This window comes from Agrobacterium sp. CCNWLW32, assembly GCF_037083425.1.
Taxonomy (GTDB): Bacteria; Pseudomonadota; Alphaproteobacteria; order Rhizobiales; family Rhizobiaceae; genus Agrobacterium; species Agrobacterium radiobacter.
Genome location: NZ_JBAOJM010000001.1, coordinates 306,927 through 326,604, shown reverse-complemented (window position 1 = coordinate 326,604; position 19,678 = coordinate 306,927). Strand labels below are relative to the sequence as shown.

The 19,678-nt window shown below is 60.4% G+C and carries 22 protein-coding genes; 18 read left to right on the top strand and 4 right to left on the bottom strand.

From position 1 onward, the window contains the following. Nucleotides 1-238: 238 nt before the first annotated feature. From V6R85_RS01820 to rarD, 5 genes are all read left to right on the top strand, one after another. A complete protein-coding gene (locus tag V6R85_RS01820; protein WP_111834271.1) occupies nt 239-607 on the top strand; it encodes an endonuclease domain-containing protein in 369 nt (122 codons plus the stop codon). Then, nucleotides 604-1,077 carry a GFA family protein gene (locus V6R85_RS01815; RefSeq protein WP_060724015.1) on the top strand — a complete coding sequence of 158 codons (474 nt, stop codon included), beginning with the start codon at nt 604-606 and terminating at the stop codon, nt 1,075-1,077. The genes V6R85_RS01820 and V6R85_RS01815 overlap by 4 nt, the downstream gene beginning before the upstream one ends. Continuing rightward, the gene (locus V6R85_RS01810; protein ID WP_003502014.1) at nt 1,077-1,535 is read left to right on the top strand and encodes a GFA family protein; all 459 of its coding nucleotides are present in this window, start codon (nt 1,077-1,079) and stop codon (nt 1,533-1,535) included. Before V6R85_RS01815 ends, V6R85_RS01810 begins: the two co-directional genes overlap by 1 nt. Nucleotides 1,536-1,538: 3 nt before the next feature. Continuing rightward, on the top strand, nt 1,539-2,495 hold the full coding sequence (gene pip, locus V6R85_RS01805; RefSeq protein ID WP_111780921.1) for a prolyl aminopeptidase: 957 nt from the start codon (nt 1,539-1,541) through the stop codon (nt 2,493-2,495). A gap of 216 nt (nt 2,496-2,711) precedes the next feature. Then, nucleotides 2,712-3,620 carry an EamA family transporter RarD gene (gene rarD / locus V6R85_RS01800; protein WP_003502010.1) on the top strand — a complete coding sequence of 303 codons (909 nt, stop codon included), beginning with the start codon at nt 2,712-2,714 and terminating at the stop codon, nt 3,618-3,620. A gap of 70 nt (nt 3,621-3,690) precedes the next feature. Here rarD and V6R85_RS01795 read toward each other — a convergent pair whose 3' ends face one another. Then, a complete protein-coding gene (locus V6R85_RS01795; RefSeq protein WP_111834270.1) occupies nt 3,691-5,451 on the bottom strand; it encodes a peptidoglycan D,D-transpeptidase FtsI family protein in 1,761 nt (586 codons plus the stop codon). Between the two features lie 189 nt (nt 5,452-5,640). Beyond that, nucleotides 5,641-6,261, bottom strand: a complete 621-nt coding sequence (locus tag V6R85_RS01790) for a TIGR00730 family Rossman fold protein (protein ID WP_003502006.1) — start codon at nt 6,259-6,261, stop codon at nt 5,641-5,643. 156 nt (nt 6,262-6,417) lie between these two features. Here V6R85_RS01790 and V6R85_RS01785 point away from each other — a divergent pair, with 156 nt between their 5' ends. The 6 genes from V6R85_RS01785 (at nt 6,418) to V6R85_RS01760 (ending at nt 14,161) form a co-directional block, all read left to right on the top strand. Then, nucleotides 6,418-8,424 carry a LysM peptidoglycan-binding domain-containing protein gene (locus V6R85_RS01785; RefSeq protein WP_099085518.1) on the top strand — a complete coding sequence of 669 codons (2,007 nt, stop codon included), beginning with the start codon at nt 6,418-6,420 and terminating at the stop codon, nt 8,422-8,424. Between the two features lie 110 nt (nt 8,425-8,534). Next, nucleotides 8,535-10,421, top strand: coding sequence for an ABCB family ABC transporter ATP-binding protein/permease (locus tag V6R85_RS01780; RefSeq protein ID WP_111834269.1), 1,887 nt, complete (start codon nt 8,535-8,537; stop codon nt 10,419-10,421). A gap of 164 nt (nt 10,422-10,585) precedes the next feature. Further along, nucleotides 10,586-11,284 carry a phosphatidylserine decarboxylase gene (locus V6R85_RS01775; RefSeq protein ID WP_111834268.1) on the top strand — a complete coding sequence of 233 codons (699 nt, stop codon included), beginning with the start codon at nt 10,586-10,588 and terminating at the stop codon, nt 11,282-11,284. Between the two features lie 22 nt (nt 11,285-11,306). Further along, complete coding sequence (gene pssA, locus V6R85_RS01770) at nt 11,307-12,176, top strand: CDP-diacylglycerol--serine O-phosphatidyltransferase (protein WP_020009523.1); 870 nt, start codon at nt 11,307-11,309, stop codon at nt 12,174-12,176. Between the two features lie 172 nt (nt 12,177-12,348). Beyond that, the gene (locus V6R85_RS01765; RefSeq protein WP_003496883.1) at nt 12,349-12,480 is read left to right on the top strand and encodes a hypothetical protein; all 132 of its coding nucleotides are present in this window, start codon (nt 12,349-12,351) and stop codon (nt 12,478-12,480) included. A gap of 388 nt (nt 12,481-12,868) precedes the next feature. Next, nucleotides 12,869-14,161, top strand: a complete 1,293-nt coding sequence (locus V6R85_RS01760; protein WP_003501996.1) for a GGDEF domain-containing response regulator — start codon at nt 12,869-12,871, stop codon at nt 14,159-14,161. Between the two features lie 83 nt (nt 14,162-14,244). Here the strand turns inward: V6R85_RS01760 and V6R85_RS01755 are convergent, their stop codons facing one another. Further along, entirely contained in the window at nt 14,245-15,006 is a 762-nt protein-coding gene (locus tag V6R85_RS01755; RefSeq protein WP_065694921.1) for an SOS response-associated peptidase, read from the bottom strand. A gap of 9 nt (nt 15,007-15,015) precedes the next feature. Further along, nucleotides 15,016-15,339 carry a YnfA family protein gene (locus V6R85_RS01750; protein WP_031234137.1) on the bottom strand — a complete coding sequence of 108 codons (324 nt, stop codon included), beginning with the start codon at nt 15,337-15,339 and terminating at the stop codon, nt 15,016-15,018. 129 nt (nt 15,340-15,468) lie between these two features. Between V6R85_RS01750 and V6R85_RS01745 the strand changes: the two genes are divergently transcribed. From V6R85_RS01745 to V6R85_RS01715, 7 genes are all read left to right on the top strand, one after another. Next, the gene (locus V6R85_RS01745; protein ID WP_060724009.1) at nt 15,469-15,885 is read left to right on the top strand and encodes an NUDIX hydrolase; all 417 of its coding nucleotides are present in this window, start codon (nt 15,469-15,471) and stop codon (nt 15,883-15,885) included. A gap of 98 nt (nt 15,886-15,983) precedes the next feature. Then, on the top strand, nt 15,984-16,421 hold the full coding sequence (locus V6R85_RS01740) for a TIGR02301 family protein (RefSeq protein WP_060724008.1): 438 nt from the start codon (nt 15,984-15,986) through the stop codon (nt 16,419-16,421). Between the two features lie 105 nt (nt 16,422-16,526). Then, nucleotides 16,527-16,784 carry a hypothetical protein gene (locus tag V6R85_RS01735; RefSeq protein ID WP_003501987.1) on the top strand — a complete coding sequence of 86 codons (258 nt, stop codon included), beginning with the start codon at nt 16,527-16,529 and terminating at the stop codon, nt 16,782-16,784. 14 nt (nt 16,785-16,798) lie between these two features. After that, nucleotides 16,799-17,563 carry a hypothetical protein gene (locus V6R85_RS01730; RefSeq protein WP_111793945.1) on the top strand — a complete coding sequence of 255 codons (765 nt, stop codon included), beginning with the start codon at nt 16,799-16,801 and terminating at the stop codon, nt 17,561-17,563. 122 nt (nt 17,564-17,685) lie between these two features. Next, on the top strand, nt 17,686-18,534 hold the full coding sequence (ygfZ, locus tag V6R85_RS01725) for a CAF17-like 4Fe-4S cluster assembly/insertion protein YgfZ (RefSeq protein WP_111834515.1): 849 nt from the start codon (nt 17,686-17,688) through the stop codon (nt 18,532-18,534). Nucleotides 18,535-18,536: 2 nt separating this feature from the next. After that, entirely contained in the window at nt 18,537-19,160 is a 624-nt protein-coding gene (locus V6R85_RS01720; protein WP_060726123.1) for a YfbR-like 5'-deoxynucleotidase, read from the top strand. Beyond that, the gene (locus V6R85_RS01715) at nt 19,157-19,675 is read left to right on the top strand and encodes a tyrosine phosphatase family protein (protein ID WP_003501980.1); all 519 of its coding nucleotides are present in this window, start codon (nt 19,157-19,159) and stop codon (nt 19,673-19,675) included. Before V6R85_RS01720 ends, V6R85_RS01715 begins: the two co-directional genes overlap by 4 nt. Nucleotides 19,676-19,678 lie beyond the last annotated feature (3 nt).

The following is a 19,678-nucleotide window of genomic DNA, read 5'->3' as shown; positions in this document are numbered from 1 at the left end:
GCCTTACCCCCCTCTGCCCTGCCGGGCATCTCCCCCACAAGGGGGGAGATCAATCGCGGTTGTCGCTCGCCCATCTCTAACGCTTAATAGGGAGCGGGGGTTCGCTCCCAGCTGATCTCCCCCCTTGTGGGGGAGATGCCCGGCAGGGCAGAGGGGGGCCGACGGTCGCCACAATCTGCTTGCGGTTTTGAGTTACCTCAACCAATCTAAGTTGAGGCACTAAACAGCGAGCCAAATCATGCCGCATGCAGACGTAGATCCGATGCATCGCAAATATGCGAAGCAGATGCGTAAAGTCATGACGGATGCCGAGCTGAAGCTCTGGAACGCCATTCGCGCTCATCGCCTTGAACGACTAAGTTTTCGCAGACAAATGCCGATTGCCGGCTTTATCGTTGATTTCGCTTGTTCGGATCATCGACTCATCGTTGAGGTCGATGGTTCTCAACACACATCCGAGGCGGCGCTACGCAACGATCAGGAAAGAACTGGACGGCTTCAGGAAGACGGCTGGACAATCCTCCGTTTCTGGAACGAGGATATTCTGAAGGACATCGACAATGTCTGTCTCCGCATTATCCGAACGGTGAAGGAGGACCGGCCATGACGACATATACCGGCGGATGCCAGTGCGGCGCGATCCGTTTTCGCGCCAGCGGGGAGCTGAAAGACAGTTCCATATGCCATTGCCGCATGTGCCAGAAGGCCTTTGGTGCCTATTACGCGCCGCTGGTTTCGGTGCGCGGCGTGGAATTTGAATGGACCCGGGGAGAGCCGAAACGCTTCCAGTCCTCCAGTGTCGTCAAGCGCGGTTTCTGCTCCGAATGCGGTACGCCGCTCACCTATGAGGCGCCTGACGGTGTGGCGGTGGCGGCCGGGGCCTTCGATGATCCCGCCGCGCTGCCGCCGACCATTCAGTGGGGCGTGGAACGCAAGATCGATTTCGTCGACAGCCTTCACACGCTGCCTGCCGTTGCCACCGAGGACGACCTGACGCAGGTGGACTATCTCGCCGATCTCGTTTCCTATCAGCACCCCGACCACGACACAGAAAACTGGCCACCGGAGAACAAATAATGAGCGAAGCGGGATTTTCCGGCGGCTGTCAGTGCGGCGCCGTGCGTTTCCATGCGGGCAAGCTCGGCCGCGCTTCCATCTGCCATTGCCGCATGTGCCAGAAACATTTCGGCAATTTCTTCGGCGCGCTGGTCAGTGCCGATCAGGCGCACCTGACCTGGACGCGCGGCCAGCCATCCCTCTTCCGCTCCTCGGCAAAAATCCATCGCGGTTTCTGCAACAAGTGCGGCACGCCGCTGACCTATCATTATCCCGGCGGCGTGGAGATCGCCATTGGCGCTTTTGACGAGCCGGAGCGCATCGAACCGCAGGTGCAGGTCAATTTCCACAAGCGCATGCCGTGGATCGAACAGCTCTTCGGCAAGCCGGCAGTGGAACAGGGCGTCGACGAGGCGGAGATCACCTCCTATCAACACCCGGATCACGACACGGCCAAATGGCCACCCGAAGGAAACTAAGACATGACCGAAGAATTGCGCGGCTTTTACCCCGAGATCGAACCTTTCGAGACCGGCATGCTCGATGTCGGCGACGGCCACACGATCTATTGGGAAAGGGTGGGCACACGCGGTGCAAAGCCGGCGGTTTTCCTGCATGGCGGTCCGGGTGGTGGGGTGAACCCGACGCATCGCCGGGTTTTTGATCCGGCACTTTACGACGTCATCCTGTTCGATCAGCGCGGCTGCGGCCGTTCCACGCCGCATGCGGAACTGGAAGCCAACACCACCTGGCATCTGGTCGCCGACATGGAAAAACTGCGCGCACTGTGCGGCTTTGAAAAATGGCTGGTTTTCGGCGGTTCCTGGGGCTCGACGCTGGCGCTCGCTTACGCCGAAACCCATGCCGACCGCGTCAGCGAACTGGTTCTGCGCGGCATCTACACCGTCACGAAGCCGGAGCTGGACTGGTATTACCAGTTCGGTGTTTCCGAAATGTACCCTGATCGCTGGGAAAACTTCATCGCACCAATCCCTGAAGCGGAACGCGGCGCGATGATGCAGGCCTATAATCGTTATCTCACCGGCGCGGACGAAACCAAGAAGCTGGAATGCGCCAGGGCATGGAGCCAGTGGGAAGGCGCGACCATCTCGCTGGTCACCGATCCGGAACGGGTCGAGGATTTCGGCGAGGACAAATATGCCATCGCTTTCGCACGCATCGAGAACCACTTCTTCGTCAACGGCTGCTGGCTGGAGGAAGAGCAATTGCTGCGCAATGCCGGCAAGCTCAGGGATATTCCGGGTGTCATCGTGCATGGCCGTTACGACATGCCCTGCCCGCTGAAATATGCCTGGCAGCTTGCCAAGGCCTGGCCGAAGGCGGATTTCCATATCATCGAGGCGGCCGGACACTCGATGAGCGAGCCCGGCATCCTTGACCAGCTGATCCGCGCAACCAACCGTTTTGCAGGGAAATAATCAGTCTTTTCAGAGCTTTGGCCCGGCCGGATGAGAGAATGATTCACGCGGGCTTTCCAGCGGCTATCATCCGGCAGATTGCGACAGCAGCCCGTTTCAAGGGCAAACCGCCTTTTATTCATGCAGTTTTTCTCATGGACGCTTCACGGAAATGAATTGGCTCGCACCACGCCGATCCGGTATGAAGGGCCATCCCTAATAATTGGCGGTACTCCCATGGCACTCGATAAAACGCTCCCGGCCCAAGAGGGCGGCGATAGCGCGCGCGGTTTTGCTTTCGCGCTTTCCGCATATCTGCTGTGGGGGTTCCTTCCCTTCTACATGAAGGCGGTTGCGCATATTTCGCCGATCGAGGTCATCGTTCACCGCGTCGTCTGGTCGGTGCCGATCGCCGCTGCCGTACTCATAGCGATCGGGCGGACGACGGAAATCAGGGCGGCGCTGAAAAACCCGAAAATGCTTGCCATGGCGAGCCTTACGGCCGCTCTGATCAGCATCAACTGGGGTGTCTATATCTGGGCGATCGGTGCGGGTCGCGCGCTCGATGCGGCTTTGGGTTATTTCATCAATCCGCTGTTCAGCATCTTCCTCGGAGCAGTGCTTTTGAAGGAAAAACTCTATCCGGCGCAGATCGCCGCCATCGTTCTGGTGGCGCTCGCAGTCGCGATCCTCACCTGGCATGCGGGCAGCCTGCCGTGGGTTTCCATTGCGCTCACCGTGTCCTGGGGTTTTTACGCCTTCTTCCGCAAGACGCTGCCCATCGGCGCAACGCAGGGCTTCCTGCTTGAAGTCATGCTGCTGTCCATCCCTGCCGTGCTGGTCATGGCCTGGCTGGGGTTCAGCGGACAGGCGCATTTCATGGGTGGCAATGCGGCCGACACCTGGCTTCTGGCAGCCAGCGGCGTCATCACCGCCGTGCCGCTCATCCTCTATGGCAATGGCGCAAAACTGCTGCGGCTGTCGACCATCGGCATCATGCAATATATCGCGCCGACGATGATCTTCCTCATCGCCATCTTCGTCTTCAAGGAACCCTTCGACATGGTGCGGATGGCGGCCTTTGCGATGATCTGGGTCGCGCTGGCGATCTATACAGGCTCAAGCCTGCTGCGGCTCAAGCGATAGGGCCTACGGCGTCGGGATTTCTATCCTTCCTCATTCCCCGTGTTCGTCACAGGAATGAGCGAAGTGGAAGTTAATAGTCCACCAGCAATTGCGGTGTCGCGTCATAACCGAAACGCGGCTTGACGCCGAGAAGGCCTGCCGTCTGGGCGATGATTTCGCGGGTCATGGGGGCTGCTGTCGAGGCCGCCGTGCGCCCGCCATTCACGCCGGTCCTCGGAGCATCGATCATCGTCAGCACGACATATTTCGGCTTGTGCATGGGAAAACCGGCCACGAAGGCGTTGAAATTGATATCCTTGGCGTAACGCCCATTGATCACCTTGTCGGCGGTTCCGGTCTTGCCGCCCACGTGAAATCCCTCCACCTGCGCGCCACGGCCGGAGCCCTTGATGCCGTTCCAGTTGAACAGGTAACGCATATCCGCACTGGTCTTGTCTTTGATGACGGTGCTCGCCAGCGATACCGCAGCCTCTTTCGAACGCGGCAGGAAGGTCGGCGAAATCAGACTTCCGCCATTGATGAGGGCTGCTGCGGCCACCGCCGTCTGCAACGGCGTGGTGGCGACGCCATGGCCGAAGGAGATGGTGACGGAATTGATCTTCTTCCAGTTTCTCGGCTGGGTGGGGGTGGCCACACCGGGCATTTCCGTGTCCATTCTGGTAAGAAGCCCGAGTTTCGTCAGGAACTGCTGATGGCCTTCGACGCCGACCTTGTCGGCCACCGCCGCCGTGCCGATATTCGATGAATATTGAAACACCTCCGGAATGGAGAGCGGCCGGTTCCGGCCCTTGAAATCCTTGATGGTGAAGCCGCCCATGCGGATCGGCCGCGACGCATCGACCACCGAATTGAGTGTGATCGCCCCCGCATCCAGCCCCATGGCCAGCGTGAAGCTCTTGAAGGTGGAGCCCATCTCGAAGGTGGCGTTGCTCATGCGGTTGAACCAGCCCTTTTCATACTCCCTGTCGATGCTGCCATCGGCAAGGGTGCGGGAAGGTTCGTTCGGATCGTAATCCGGCACGGAGGCCATGGCCAGCACTTCGCCCGTCTCCACATCGAGGATCACCGAACCGGCGGCTTCGGCCTGATAGGCGCTTTTCGCCTTCACGACCACTTCGCGGACGATGTTCTGTACCCTGAGATCGATGGAGAGCCGCACCGGCTCCAGCGGCGCGCCGCTGGCAAGACCGACCGCGCGCAGATCGGCAAGCCCCTGCTGGTCGAGGTAACGCTCCATGCCGGCAAGCCCCTGATTGTCGACATTGACGTGGCCGATAATATGCGAAGCGGTGGGGCCACCCGGATAAAACCGTCGCTTTTCCGGCCGGAAACCAATGCCCGGTATGCCGAGATTGAGAATATCCGCCTGCTGCCGGGGCGTCAGCTGGCGTCGCAGCCACTGGAAGCCGGTATCCGAACGCAATCTGCGGTGCGTTTCACGCCAGTCGATGTTGGGAATGACGGTTGCGAGTTTTTCCACCACCTCGTCCGGATCGACGATCCTGCGCGGATCCGCATAAAGCGAGACCATATTGAGATCCGTCGCCAAAAGCATGCCATTGCGATCGACAATATCCGGCCGGGAAGCGACGGCATTGACGCCGGTGTTGATCCATGCGGTCGCCACCGGTTCGGCAAGTCCATATTGGACGAGACGCGCGGCGACGACACCATAGATGACGACAAAGGCGGTAATCAGGATGCCGAGCCTCATGCGCGCATCGCCCCTGCGGCGGGCGGCGGAGCCGAGGATCGCCTCACTGCCCTCTCCGGGACTTCTCCTGATAATGAAATGCGCCCGGCTTTTGAGCCGCACCACAAAAGCAATCATTTCCTGATGACACCCACCCTCATGGCGGCGAAAACGAATTCCGCGACAACCAACGCCCTATTGAGGCTGGCACAAGATCATTCGCGGGGCCATGGAAAGAGCGGGCGGACCGATGCCGCCGTTAAATCTGTATTAATATACATTTAAAATTGTAACGAGCCGCCAAGCGGCCGTTAACAATCGCCGCGTCTAGAGGCGGGAAATCACCGAGGGATCGCCTTCCGGGTTCTGCTGCGCCAGCGCCCGGTCGATGATGGCGGGCACGATATCCTTCACCTCGTCGATAACAAGGGGGTTGAGAAGGTGGGCGCGGTGGATGAAGCCCTGGTCGCGCATGTGCTGCACCAGTTCCAGCATCGGGTTCCAGAAGCCGTTTATATTGGCGAAGACCATCGGCTTGGCGTGACGGCCAAGCTGCGCCCAGGTCATGATCTCAACGATCTCTTCCAGGGTGCCGACACCGCCCGGCAGGGTCACGAAGGCATCGGAGCGCTCGAACATCATATGTTTGCGCTCATGCATGTCCTTGGTGATGACAAGCTCGTTCAATTGTCCGAGAGAATGGCGCGTTGCCTCCATATCGACCAGAAATTCCGGTATGATGCCGGTTACTTCGCCGCCATTGGAAAGAACGCCACTGGCAACCGCGCCCATGATGCCCTTGGTGCCGCCGCCATAAACGAGGCGAATGCCGTTTTCGGCAATGGATTTCCCAAGCGCGCGGCCTGCTTCCATATGGGCCGGATCACGTCCGGGCTGGGAGCCGCAATAAACGCAGATGGATCGAATCGGTGTATTTTTGTCCGTCATGAAGGGAAGGAACTATGTGCGATGCGGCACGTCAAGAAAATTTGGGAAATCCCTTGCAAATATGGCCTTTTGGCCACTCGCCGCTTGTCTGTCGCAAGGTAAGACGCTAGCAATCTCAACTCGTGTGAAAAGCTTGAAATACCCGGAGATTCCAGGATGAAAAACAATAAAGCCGGTTTGCTGGCGCTGATCGTGCTGGGCATTGCGTCCCTGCTCATGATCTTTTTCGTCCTGCCGCGGATTTCCAATGACGGCAAACCGATCGGCGACGCCATCAACGAGGCCGGCAACGCCGTGAAGAACAGCGTTGAAATGGGCAGTGACAAGGCGGGCGACATCCTCTCCGATGCGGCCGAGGAGACGGCCAACATCGCCGATAAGGTGGGGCGCCTGGCGGCTTCCGCAACCCAGTCGATCAAGGATCTGACCACTCTTTTCGCCGATAGCAAGGTTCCCTCCGACGCCGATTTCGCGGCGGCGCGCAAGAAGGTCGAGACCTCGCTCAAGGAACTGACGAATATCGAAATTCCCGAGTCGCTGGATGAAACGACGTCGCGGCTCATCACCACGGCCCGCACTGCGGCCGAACGCACCACGGCGTTCCTGCGCGGCCTGCCTGACAATGCTGCGGCGGCGGCGGCACAGGTGCGTCGTCTGGCGGGCGTCTTCGCCGGCACCGACGATGGTGCGCCCGAACCGGCAAAGCCGGCCGCAGCACCAGCCGATACGGCACAGTCTTCTTCCGGCGCGCCGACTTTCGACGTTCTGCGCGTCGAGCCCGATGGTTCGGCCGTAATCGCCGGCAAGGCGCAGCCCGGCGCAAAGCTCGAAATCCTCAGCAACGGCAAGGTGGTCGCCCAGACGACCATTGACGGCACCGGCGATTTCGCCGCCGTTTTCGACAATCCCCTTCCCCCAGGCGATCACGAGCTCGTTCTGCGTTCAACCGACGCCAACGGCAAGGCGACGCAGTCCGAGGAAGTGGCGACCGTTTCCGTGCCTGATGGCAAGGCGGGCGAGCTTCTGGCCATGGTTGCCAAGCCTGGCAAGGCGAGCCGCGTGCTGGCCATGCCGGAGGCAGCACCCCCGGCGCTTAAGCCGCAGGCCGCGCCATCGCAACAGCCTGCGGCCACATCTGAGACCAGCGCCAACACCGCCGCCGCGCCGCTCGCCGGTACTACAGCTCCGTCCGCCGCGGCTCCGCTAACGTCGAGCGTTCAGGTCACTGCCGTCGAGTTCGAAGGATCGAAGATTTTCGTCGCGGGTTCCGCGCCCGCGGGTTCGACGGTGCGCGCGCTTGTCGACGACACGGAAATCGGCAAGACCACGACGGAAGCCTCGGGTCATTTTGTCATCGAAGGCGATGTCGATCTTGCCGTCGGCAGCCATATCATCACCGTCGAGGAACTGAATGCCGACGGCACCGCGAAAGTGCGCGTGCGCGTTCCCTTCGAGCGGCCGCAGACCGATCAGGCAACCGTCGCCATGCAGGCGCCATCCACCTCATCTTCGGCGACCACGACCGCGGCACCGGCTGAAAACCAGAGCACGGCAAGCGACCGCGCCGCTTTCGAAAAGCTGCGCGCCGATGTCGCCAAGGCCTTCGGCATTCTCTCCAATCTCTACAGGGATCAGGCGACGCCGGCGCTCGACCAGGCCATTGCCGGCCGCTCCGCCGTCGTCATCGGCCTGAAATCGCTTTCGGAATTCCGTACAGCGGCCGCGACCGAGCCTGCCTTCACCGCCTTTGCGGGCGATATCACCGCCAAGGCGCGCCAGCTGCTGACATCGGTCGAGGCATGGCCGAACGACGTGGCGGCAATCGGCAAGGGCATCGCTTCGCTGGCAAGCCGGCTCTCCGAACTGCACATCACCGCGCCGCCCGCACCGGCACCGCAGGCCCCTGCTGGCCCGCAGACCTTCGAGCAGGCGCCGCTGGCCGAAAGCCAGAACAGCGTCATCATTCGCCGCGGCGATACGCTGTGGCAGATTTCGCGCCGCGCGTACGGACAGGGCGTGCGTTATACGACCATCTATCTCGCCAACGAGGACCAGATCAAAAACCCCGACCTGATCGAGCCCGGCCAGATTTTCGGCGTGCCAAAGGAAGCCCTGCCGAATGCGGAGGAACTTCACCGCAAGCGGCTGAAGAGCGGTTCCTGAGCATTTGAAGCGTTGCGGTGAACCCGTGACGACCCTATCTGTGACACGCGCGGCGGCTTGACCAGAGCCGCCGTCCTGCTGTCGGCTTCCGGCAGTGACCGGAGAGAATGATGGCCACGACCAAAAAAACAATTTCGGCGGATTCCAGCAATCCGACCCAGACGCTGATCAATCTCTGGCCCTATATGTGGCCGGAGGGTCGGTGGGACCTGAAGATGCGGGTGGTCTGGGCGACCGTATTCCTCATCGTCGCCAAGCTGGTGCTGATCGCCGTTCCCTATTTCTTCAAATGGGCAACGGATGCGCTGAATGGCAAGCTCGATATGGCAGGACTGGTCCCGGCCTTCCTGCTCGGCGCCGTCGCACTTGTTATCGCCTACAATCTGACGCGGCTGATCCAGGTCGGGCTCAACCAGCTGCGCGATTCCCTCTTTGCGAGCGTCGGCCAGCATGCGGTGCGCCAGCTCGCCTACAGAACCTTCGTGCACATGCACCGGCTTTCTTTGCGTTTCCATCTGGAGCGCAAGACCGGCGGGCTTTCGCGGGTTATCGAGCGTGGCACCAAGGGCATTGAAACCATTGTCCGTTTCACCATCCTCAACACAGCGCCGACCTTCATCGAATTCCTGCTGACGGCGATCATCTTCTGGGCTTCCTACGGTTTTTCCTATGTGCTGGTCACGGTCATCACCGTCTGGGCCTATATCTGGTTCACCGTGCGGGCCAGCAACTGGCGTATCGGCATTCGCCGCGCCATGAATGACAGCGACACCGACGCCAACACCAAGGCGATCGACTCGCTCCTGAATTTCGAGACGGTCAAATATTTCGGCAATGAGGAGATGGAGGCGCGGCGTTTCGACGTCGCCATGGAGCGCTACGAGAAGTCGGCGATCTCGATCTGGACGTCGCTCGGCTGGCTGAACTTCGGTCAGGGCGTGATCTTCGGCATCGGCTCGACCGTTATGATGGTGATGTCGGCGCTTGCCGTGCAGCGCGGCGAACAGACCATCGGCGATTTCGTCTTCGTCAACGCGCTTCTGCTGCAGCTTTCGGTGCCGCTCAACTTCATCGGTTTCGTTTATCGCGAAATCCGCCAGGGCCTGACCGACATCGAGCAGATGTTCGACCTTCTGGAGGTGGAAGCCGAAGTGACCGACAGGCAGGATGCAGAACCGCTCGCGGCCGGCCCAGGTGCCATCTCCTTCCGCGATGTGCACTTCGCCTATGACCCCGAAAGACCGATCCTGAAGGGCGTTTCCTTCGACGTGCCGGCGGGCAAGACGGTGGCGATCGTCGGGCCTTCAGGTGCGGGAAAATCGACGATCTCGCGGCTGCTCTATCGCTTCTACGATATTCAGGAAGGCTCCGTCACCGTTGACGGGCAGGACATTCGCGACGTGACGCAGAAGAGCCTGCGCTCGGTGATCGGCATGGTGCCGCAGGATACCGTGCTCTTCAACGACACGCTTGCCTATAACATCCGCTACGGTCGCCCCTCGGCAACCGACGAGGAACTGAGGGCGGCGGCGGATGCGGCACAGATCAGCGCCTTCATCGGCAAGCTGCCGGAGGGCTACGCGACCATGGTGGGTGAACGGGGCCTGAAGCTTTCCGGTGGTGAAAAGCAGCGCGTGGCGATTGCCCGCACGATCCTTAAAGCCCCGCCGATCCTCATTCTCGACGAGGCGACCTCGGCGCTCGACACCCACACCGAACAGGAAATCCAGAGCGCGCTCGATATCGTCTCGAAGAACCGCACGACGCTAGTTATCGCCCACCGGCTTTCCACCGTCATCGGCGCGGATGAGATCATCGTGCTGAAGGAAGGGCTGATTGCCGAACGCGGCACCCACAGCTCGCTGATGACGCAGAACGGTCTCTATGCCTCGATGTGGAGCCGCCAGCGCGAGGCGATCCGGGCGGAGGAAATGCTGCGCCATGTTCGCGAAACCGACGATCTGGGTGTCATCGACCGCGGCGAACCCGCCCATTGATGGCTATACCCCGGGGTAACTGGGCCGACGGACGAACCCCGCCATTGCCGCGCGGGGCGTTTGGCTGTAACCAGCTAGGCAAAATTTGTCGCATTGCCGTGTGGAGCGTGTCGTATCACGACCACATATAGACGCGGCAGACGAAAACCGGAGCAAGGAATCTCATGAATCTGTTCGACACCATTCGCAACACCATCGTACCGATCCACAAGGAAGGTTATGTCTTCGTGGCGGCCTTCTTCGTCGCATCGCTGGTGCTCGGCTGGATCGCCGAACCGCTGTTCTGGGTCGGCCTCGTCCTGACGGCCTGGTGCGCCTATTTCTTCCGCGACCCCGAGCGCGTCACGCCGCAGGATGACGACCTCATCATCAGCCCGGCCGACGGCAAGGTTTCCGCCGTGCAGAGCGTCGTTCCGCCGCTGGAGCTGGAACTCGGCAAGGAGCCGCTGGTGCGCATCTCGGTGTTCATGAACGTGTTCAACTGCCATGTGAATCGCGCGCCGGTACGCGGCCGCATCGTCAATGTCGCCTACCGTCCCGGCCTCTTCCTCAATGCGGAAGTCGACAAGGCTTCCGAAGACAATGAACGCAACGGCCTCGTCATCGAGACTTCGCACGGCAAGGTCGGCGTGGTGCAGATCGCCGGCATGGTTGCACGCCGCATCGTCTGCTGGGTGAAGCCGAATGAACCTGTTGATGCCGGTGAGCGTTTCGGTCTTATCCGTTTCGGTTCGCGACTCGATATCTTCCTTCCCGCAGGTTTCGAGCCGCGTGTATCGGTCGGCCAGACGGCGATTGCCGGTGAAACCGTGCTTGCCGAATTCGGCTCGGCCAAGGGTCCGGTCGTCAGCCGCCGCGGCTGACGGAAACAGGAAGGGCATGCGCATGGAAACGCCGATCGCCGAGCCGCAACAGAACGGCAAACCCGAGGGCCGCAGCGACAGCGGCCGTGGACCCCGGCTGAGGGAAATTCCCTTCCGCCTCGTCGTTCCCAACCTCATCACCGTTCTGGCCATCTGTGCGGGCCTGAGCGGCGTGCGTCTCGCCATTGAAGGCCGCTTCGAGCTGGCCGTCGGCATGGTACTGCTGGCCGCCTTTCTCGACGGCATAGACGGGCGCATTGCCCGCATGATGAAAGCGACGTCGAAATTCGGCGAACAGATGGATTCGCTGGCCGATATCGTCAATTTTGGTGTCGCCCCTGCCCTCGTGGTCTACGCCTACCTTCTCGATCAGGCGCGTTCCATCGGCTGGATCGCCGCCCTCATCTATGTCATCGCCGCCGGCCTGCGTCTGGCGCGTTTCAACGTCATGATCGAGCGGCCGGTAAAGGCGCCTTGGCAGAATGAATTTTTCGTGGGCGTGCCGGCCCCGATGGGCGCCATGCTGGTGCTTCTGCCTGTCTATCTCGGCTTCCTCGGCGTCGAGCCGGACAAGCCCTTTGCCTATGTCGCCGCCGCCTATACGGTCCTGATCGGTTATCTCCTCATCAGCCGCCTGCCGGTCTGGTCGGGAAAATCGGGCACCAGCCGCATCCGCCGCGATCTGGTGCTGCCGATGATCCTCGTCGTCGTGCTCTATGTGGCGATGTTGATGAGCTTCACCTGGGAGGTTCTGGTTCTGACCGTTGCCGCCTATCTCGTCTTCATCCCCATCAGCGCCCGCCTCTGGCACCGCCGCTACGGCACGCTGACAATCGAGGAAGACGCGCATGACGACGCGAACGGCGGCAACGGCCTCGATCGCGGCATTTAAAACCGCAGGTTTATTTTTTCTCGCTACAAGCCGGTGCAGGGTGTGACGCAAAATGTCGCAGCCTGAAAAGCCGGCTTCGTTTTTTTTGCCTCGAATCCGTCAAGATTAGCCGCGAAAGAAGTGGCTCACACGCATCGCAACGGCGATTGGCGTGAATTGTGGAGAGAGAGAAATGACGAACGAGACGAAGGCACAGCCGCAGGCGAAGCCCGACCTCAACAGCCACTACCGCCCGCTCGGACTGAAGGCCGTTGCGGCCGCAGCCCTGATGCTGAAGCGTAAGCCCGCTGCCAAAACCGCCTGAAAATATTCGCTTTTTTGATTTTCCCGGTTTTTGCGGACTACCCGGAAAACGGAGAGTTGCGGACGGAAGATCAACAAGCATGCGGCGCCTTTTCCGGGCGCCGTTTTTGTATATGGCGTTCCGCGAAACCGCGGATCGTCAATCATTTGCAAAATTGGCAACCTTCTGTAACGAAGCTGAAACGAAAATGTAGTAAAAATCTCGCCTTCCACAAGAAGGCTATACGAACAGCGACGTATAGATTAGTGAATACAAAAGAACTTTTCTATTCCGCATTTTTTTCCACAACAATGAATAAGCCAATTTTCGAATTCGCAGAAATGCGGATGACGAATATTCGGCGTTGGGGGAAGATTGTGAAGACAGGCCAGGGGGGCTTGGGACGGCCATGCAGGATAAAATCCTTCTGATTGAAGATTCCGTTGCTCTTTCCATGCTGCTGAAGACGCGGCTTTCGGAAGAAACGGAAGCCGAGGTTGTTCATTGCGACAGCATGGCCGCGGCCGATGCCCTCATGCAGGCCCATAGTTTCACGCTGGCGCTGACGGGTCTCAATCTGCCCGATGCGCCGAAAGGCGAGATTCTCGCACTTTTATCCGAGCGTAAGGTGCCGGCGATCGTTTTCACCGCCACGGTGGATGACGAGGCGCGCAAGCGCTACGCCGAAAAGAAGATCATCGACTACATTGTCAAGGACGGCCATCGCACCGTCGATGCGGTGGTCAGAACGGTCCAGCGGATTTTGAGCAACAAGCTTTTTTCCGTCCTGGTGGTCGATGATGTTCGCACAGCCCGCTCCGGTCTCGTGGAAATTCTGGAACGGCAGAATTTCAGGGTCAGCGAGGCCCATTCGGGCAAGCAGGCGCTGGAAATACTGTCGCAGGACCCGACGATCCAGCTTGTCATCACCGACTACCATATGCCCGACATGGACGGTTATGAGCTGACGCGCCGCATCCGCGACAGCCGCTCATCCGAAGATTTGCGGGTGATCGGCATATCGTCCTCCACCGACCGGTTGCTTTCGGCAAGCTTCCTGAAGGCGGGCGCCTCGGATTTCGTCTACCGCCCTTTCGTGCCGGAAGAATTGCAGTGCCGCATCGATAACAATATCGAGACGCTGAAGCAGCTTAAACGCCTGCGCGAGCTGGCCGAACGAGACCACCTCACCGGTCTGCCCAATCGCCGCTCCTTCTTCGAGCGCACGCGGGCGCTGATGGATGTCATCAACGGCAATGACGAGAGCGGCGCCGTCGCCATTCTCGACATCGACCATTTCAAGAAGATCAATGACACGCTGGGGCACGATGCCGGCGACAGGGCGTTGAAAAAGCTGGCCGAACTGCTGCATGACATGTGCGATGAACAACGCCATATTCCCGCCCGCCTCGGCGGCGAGGAGTTTGCCGTGTTCCTACGTGGGCTGGATGCGCGAGCCGCCTATCAGTTCTGCGAAGAGCTGCGTGGACAGGTGGAAAAGAACGGTCGGCAGCTGAGCGGCAGCAGCCTCGCCCTGACGATTTCGCTCGGCGTCGTGGAGATCGAAAAGGGCGAACCCTTCGACAACCAGCTGAATGCGGCGGACCAGCTGCTCTATCTCGCCAAGGCAAATGGCCGCAACCGCGTCTATTCCGACATCATGATCCAGGAAGGCCTGCAGAAGATCGGCCGGAACAGCTGAGCTTTTCTGAACAAGATAGTCTTGTGTGGGACCGAGCGCGTGCCGCGTAACGACGGCTGACCTCAACTTCCTCGGAAAGCATCTCAAAACAGCGACATCTGCCCGTCATCCTTCGCCGGTTTGATCTTCGCCAGCGGCGCGCTTTCCGGCACCGGCTCGATGAGATCGGCACCGACATTGGCGACCTTGTTGACCTTGTCCGATACCGGGATCATCTCGAAGAAATCATCCTGAACCGGCCGCATCAGGTCGACGATCTCGCGCGGTTCCTGGGTCTTGCAATCCAGCCAGCGGCTGAAATCCTCGGGCGCAATGACAACAGGCATGCGGTCGTGAATACGGCCGATCGCGGCATTGGCGGCGGTGGTGAGGATCGCACCGGTATCGACCTCCGAACCGTCGGCGGAAGACCAGGTTTCCATGAGGCCGGCGAAAGCGACTATGCCGCCACTTTTCGGGCGAATGAAATAGGGTTGCGGTTTGCCGCCCTCCTCCTTCGGCGGGCGTCGCCATTCGTAAAAGCCGGTTGCGGGCACCAGCACGCGGCGATGGCGCATGGCGGCGCGGAAGGAGGCCTTGCCGATGGCGGTTTCCGAACGGGCGTTGATGAGCAGCGGAAAATCCTTCGGGTCCTTTACCCAGCCCGGCATGAAACCCCAGCGGACCAGCACGGCGCGGCGATTGGGCAGGTTGCTGCCGCGCTCCTGCCGCTCCCCCTCCATCACGATCAATATGGGCTGCGTCGGTGCGATGTTGAAACGGGCGGGAAAATCCTCAAGGCCGATCAGATCGAGATAGTCGGCGATCTCCTCGGGTGTCGCCTTCAGCACGAAACGTCCACACATGCTTTTTCCTCAACCCCTTGGTCCGAACAGGATGATGGCGGTGCCGGCAAGGCAGACAGCGCCGCCGGCAATATCCCATTTGTCCGGCGCATGCCCTTCCACGCCCCAGAGCCAGAAAAGCGACGCAGCGATGTAAATCCCGCCATAGGCGGCGTAAGCCCTGCCCGCCGCCTCTGTCGGAACCAGTGTCAGAAGCCAGGCGAAAGCGGCAAGCGCCAGCATGCCCGGCAGCAATATCCACCCGGTCTTGCCGAGTTTCAGCCAGGCCCAGAAGGAAAAACAGCCGGCGATTTCGGCAAGAGCCGCCAGGACATAGATAAGATAGACCTTCATTCCACCGTCTTTAGCATGCACAATCGCGACAGTTCCGGACTATAACGCTCACTTCGGAAACCGGAATCGATTTTCCGGACCACGACACTATAGACAGGCCGCAGACGGCCGAAACAAGCGAAACCATTCATGACCCTTCGTATCAAGCCCCGCGCTGCCTCCTCCGCCATCGTCAGGAACGGAGACCGGCTGCTTCTCGTGCGCCGTATCAACCCGCCCTCGAAGGACATGTTCGCCTTTCCGGGCGGGCGCGGCGAAGACGGCGAAACGGCAGCCGAGACGGCGCTGCGCGAATTGCACGAGGAAACCGGTATCGTGGCGCGAAGGCCGCAGCTTTTCGCGACCTATGATCTTCCCTCCCGCGACGCTGAAGGCGTGCTGACGAGCCATTATTTCCTCTCCGTCTTCACCGTGGAGACGGATGCCGATCCCGTCGTGACTGTGGGCGACGATGCGGCGGATGCCGGGTGGTACACATTGGCGGAAATCCGCCTTCTGCCTGCGCCCGAAAGTGTGGTCGAATGCGCCGAGCGCCTGCTTGCATGATTGCCAGTCAGCCAGAATCGCTATTATCTAGGACTGATCCGCCCGCCGGATGGTCACGAGCCAACAGTTCACGAGTATGTGTGGGGCAGAATAGAATTTTGATACGGCCAACCATCTTCCTGTCTCTTTTTCTGACCATGCTTGCCATATCAGGGCAAGAAGGCATCGCTTTTGCGCAGCCTTCAAAACCGGCTTCCGAGGCACGTCCGGCGGAAGCGATACCGCCCAAGCCCGCTCCTTATGACGACAAGCTGGCACGGCTGTCGGAAATACTGGGCGCGGTGCAATATCTGAGAACCCTGTGCCCCTCTTCCGGACCGGAGGACTGGCGCAGGTCGATGAGCGATCTTCTGGCTGCGGACACGGCCAACGAACCTGAACGACGTCAGCGCATGACGGCTGCATTCAACCGTGGATACCGCTCCTTTGCGGCCATCCACACCAGTTGCACACGCGCCGCCATCATGGCAGAAGAGAACTACCGTAACGAAGGGGCAACACTCGCGCAGGAAATCGCGTCCAGGTTCGGAAATTAGAGGATTGTTAACCTCTTTTCGCCGCAGCCCGTGCCGTTTTGATAAAAGGCTGCTAGTGTTGTTAACAGGGTGGTAAGGACTTGCCCGCCCTGTCGAGGATGAAAAATGCAGACAAGCCGTAACGAAATCGACGATATGATCGTGCATGAAAAGATGCAGGTCGCTCTGGAACACCAGAACGAGGCATGGGCTGACGGCATGGCCGACGGCATCGAGCCGGAGATCATCGCCGATGCCGCCATCGCTCTGGCCATGCGCGAAACCATCCGTATCCATGGCGAGGCCGGCGCTGAAGCAATGCTGGAATCGCTGCGCCAGCGCATGCTTCAGGGCGAATTTTCGCCGCAGCGGGTAATACAGTAAAGCCGGGGTCTATCATGTCTTGCCTGAGCAAGGGCCTTTTGCGCTCTTCCGCCCTGCTGTCCATTCTGCTTGCCCTGACCGCCGGTCCGATTGGCGTGCCGAGCCGCGCCTTTGCCCTTTCCGAGCTGAAGCCGGCGCAGAACACCGAAAGCGAGCCGAAGGCCGAGAGCGAGCAGCCGCAGCAGGCCCAGCCTGCTGAGCCGGACGAGATCGAAGGCGATTCGGAAGGCATTCCCCTGCCCGACCCTTTGGTGGACCGTTCCGCTGGCCAGGCAAACCAGCAATCCGCCAAGCCCGATAACACCCCGGAAATGTCTGTTGTAATCGAGCACGACATTTCCAAGGCGCCGGAACCCGTGCGCAAGCTGCGCCAGCAGATCATCGACGCCGCCGCGTCAGGCGATATCGAAAAGCTGCGGCCCTTCATCGCCGCCGGGCAGAACCAGTTCCGCATCGACGGCAGTGACAGCGAAGACCCGATTGCAGCGCTGAAAAGCTATTCCGGCGATCCGGACGGGTTGGAAGTGCTGGCGATCATCATCGATCTCCTGTCGACCGGTTATGCCCATATCGATGCCGGCACCCCTGACGAAGCCTATGTTTTCCCCTATTTTGCCGGAAAACCGCTGAATACGCTGACTGCACCGGAAAAGGTGGAGCTTCTGCGAATCATCACGGCGGGCGATCTGGCGGACATGCAGGAATTTGGCAATTACAGCTTCTATCGCGTCGGCATTTCGCCTGACGGCAAGTGGAAGTTCTTCACCGCCGGCGATTGATCGCATCGCAGTGCTTGCCGTTCTCGGGCAAAAATCCTAACTGTGCGGAATGAGCATTCCGGCAAATGCATCTGCATCTTGCCTGCTATCCGCATAGTCTCGACGAACCGAACGGTGACACCATGCCTTCCGCCTTTCTTGCCGACCGCCGCCTGATCCGGGTTTCCGGCACCGGCGCCGAGGAGTTTCTGAACAACCTCATCACCGCAGATATCGAGAATCTGCCGGCAGGCGAGGCCCGGGCCGCGGCACTTCTGACGCCGCAGGGCAAGATCCTGTTCGATTTCCTGATCTGGCGCGATGGCGGGGACTATCTGATCGAAACGGGCGCCGCCGAACAGGACGCATTGCTGCGCCGCCTGACCATGTACAAGCTGCGCGCACCGGTCGACCTCAAAGTCGAGACGGTAGAAGGTGTGAGCGTTTTCTGGACCGAGACTGCACCGGTGGCAGGCGTCAGGGACGGCCGTTTCGCCAAGGCCGGAATCGATCTCTTCAGGCTACCGGGCGCATCGGCCTCGGGCGATGTTGCGGCCTATGATGCGCTGCGCGTTGACCATGGCATTGCCGAATCCGGCCGGGATTATGCGCTGCAGGATGCTTTTCCCCATGATGTTCTGATGGATGTGAATGACGGCGTTTCCTTCAGGAAGGGCTGCTTCGTCGGTCAGGAAGTCGTCTCGCGCATGAAGCACCGCGGTACGGCAAGACGCCGCGTCGTCACCGTTTCGGCCGGAGGCGCGTTGCCCGCCAGCGGGGCGGAGATTACCGCCGATGGAAAACCGGTCGGCACGCTTGGAACCGTTTGCGGCAACAGGGCGCTTGCCATCGTGCGGATCGACCGCATTGCCGATGCGCTTGCTTCGGGCACGCCGCTTCTTGCCGAGACTGTTCCCGTGACCGTGGCCCTGCCGGCCTGGAGCGGCCTTTCCTTCCCGGCGGTCGATCCCGCGGCTCGGGCGGAGGATTAAGAGTGACGCCCGCAAAAAGCCCGCGCGCCTGGCAGCGCATGCTGTCCGGCCGGCGGCTCGATCTGCTCGACCCTTCGCCGCTCGATGTGGAAATTGCCGATATCGCCCACGGCCTTGCCCGTGTCGCCCGCTGGAACGGCCAGACGCGCGGCGACCACGCCTTTTCCGTCGCCCAGCATTGCCTCATCGTCGAAACCATCTTCTGCCGCATGTGCACGGGTGCGACGCCTGATGACATGCAGATGGCGCTTCTGCATGACGCGCCGGAATATGTCATCGGCGATATGATCTCGCCGTTCAAATCCGTGGTCGGCGGTGGTTACAAGACCGTGGAAAAACGGCTGGAGGCCGCCGTGCATCTGCGTTTCGGCCTGCCACCACATGCATCGCGCGACTTGAAGGACCGCATCAAGAAGGCCGACACGGTCGCCGCCTTTTTCGAGGCGACGGAGCTTGCCGGTTTTTCCACCGCCGAGGCGCAGAAATTCTTCGGCCTGCCGCGCGGCATTACCCGCGATATGTTCGACATTACGCCCCTGCCCTCCACCGAAGCGCAAAAGCTGTTCATCGAACGTTTCGAGGCTATCGAGGCGCTGCGCGCGGTCAGGACGGGGAGCGCGACATGACGGCCATTGTCGTATCGCCGCTGTCGCGGATCGCGGAGATGGCCGTGAAACACAAGGCCCGCGAAATGGTGACACTGATCGCCAAAGAGCAGGCCTTTCACCGCCCTGCCGTCATTGCCGCAGATCGGCATCTGACGCTTGCCATGAACGACATCACATTCAAGGGCACCGCTGATCTCATCGCGCCTGATGATGCGCATGTGCTGAGGCTGATCGATTTCGCCCGCGAATGGGACCAGTCCGCGCCGCTGCTCATCCATTGCTGGATGGGTGTTTCGCGCTCGCCCGCCGCCGCCGTCATCGCAGCGCTCAGCCTTTATCCTGACCAGGATGAAATGGAGCTTGCGCTGCGCCTGCGCGCCGTCTCACCCTATTCCACGCCGAATGCCCGCATCATTGCCATCGGCGACCGTCTGCTTGGACGCGACGGCAGGCTGGTGGCGGCGATCAAAAAAATCGGCAGGGGCGCGGATACGGATGGTAACGTGCCCTTCGTACTGCCGCTTGGCGCCTGAGGC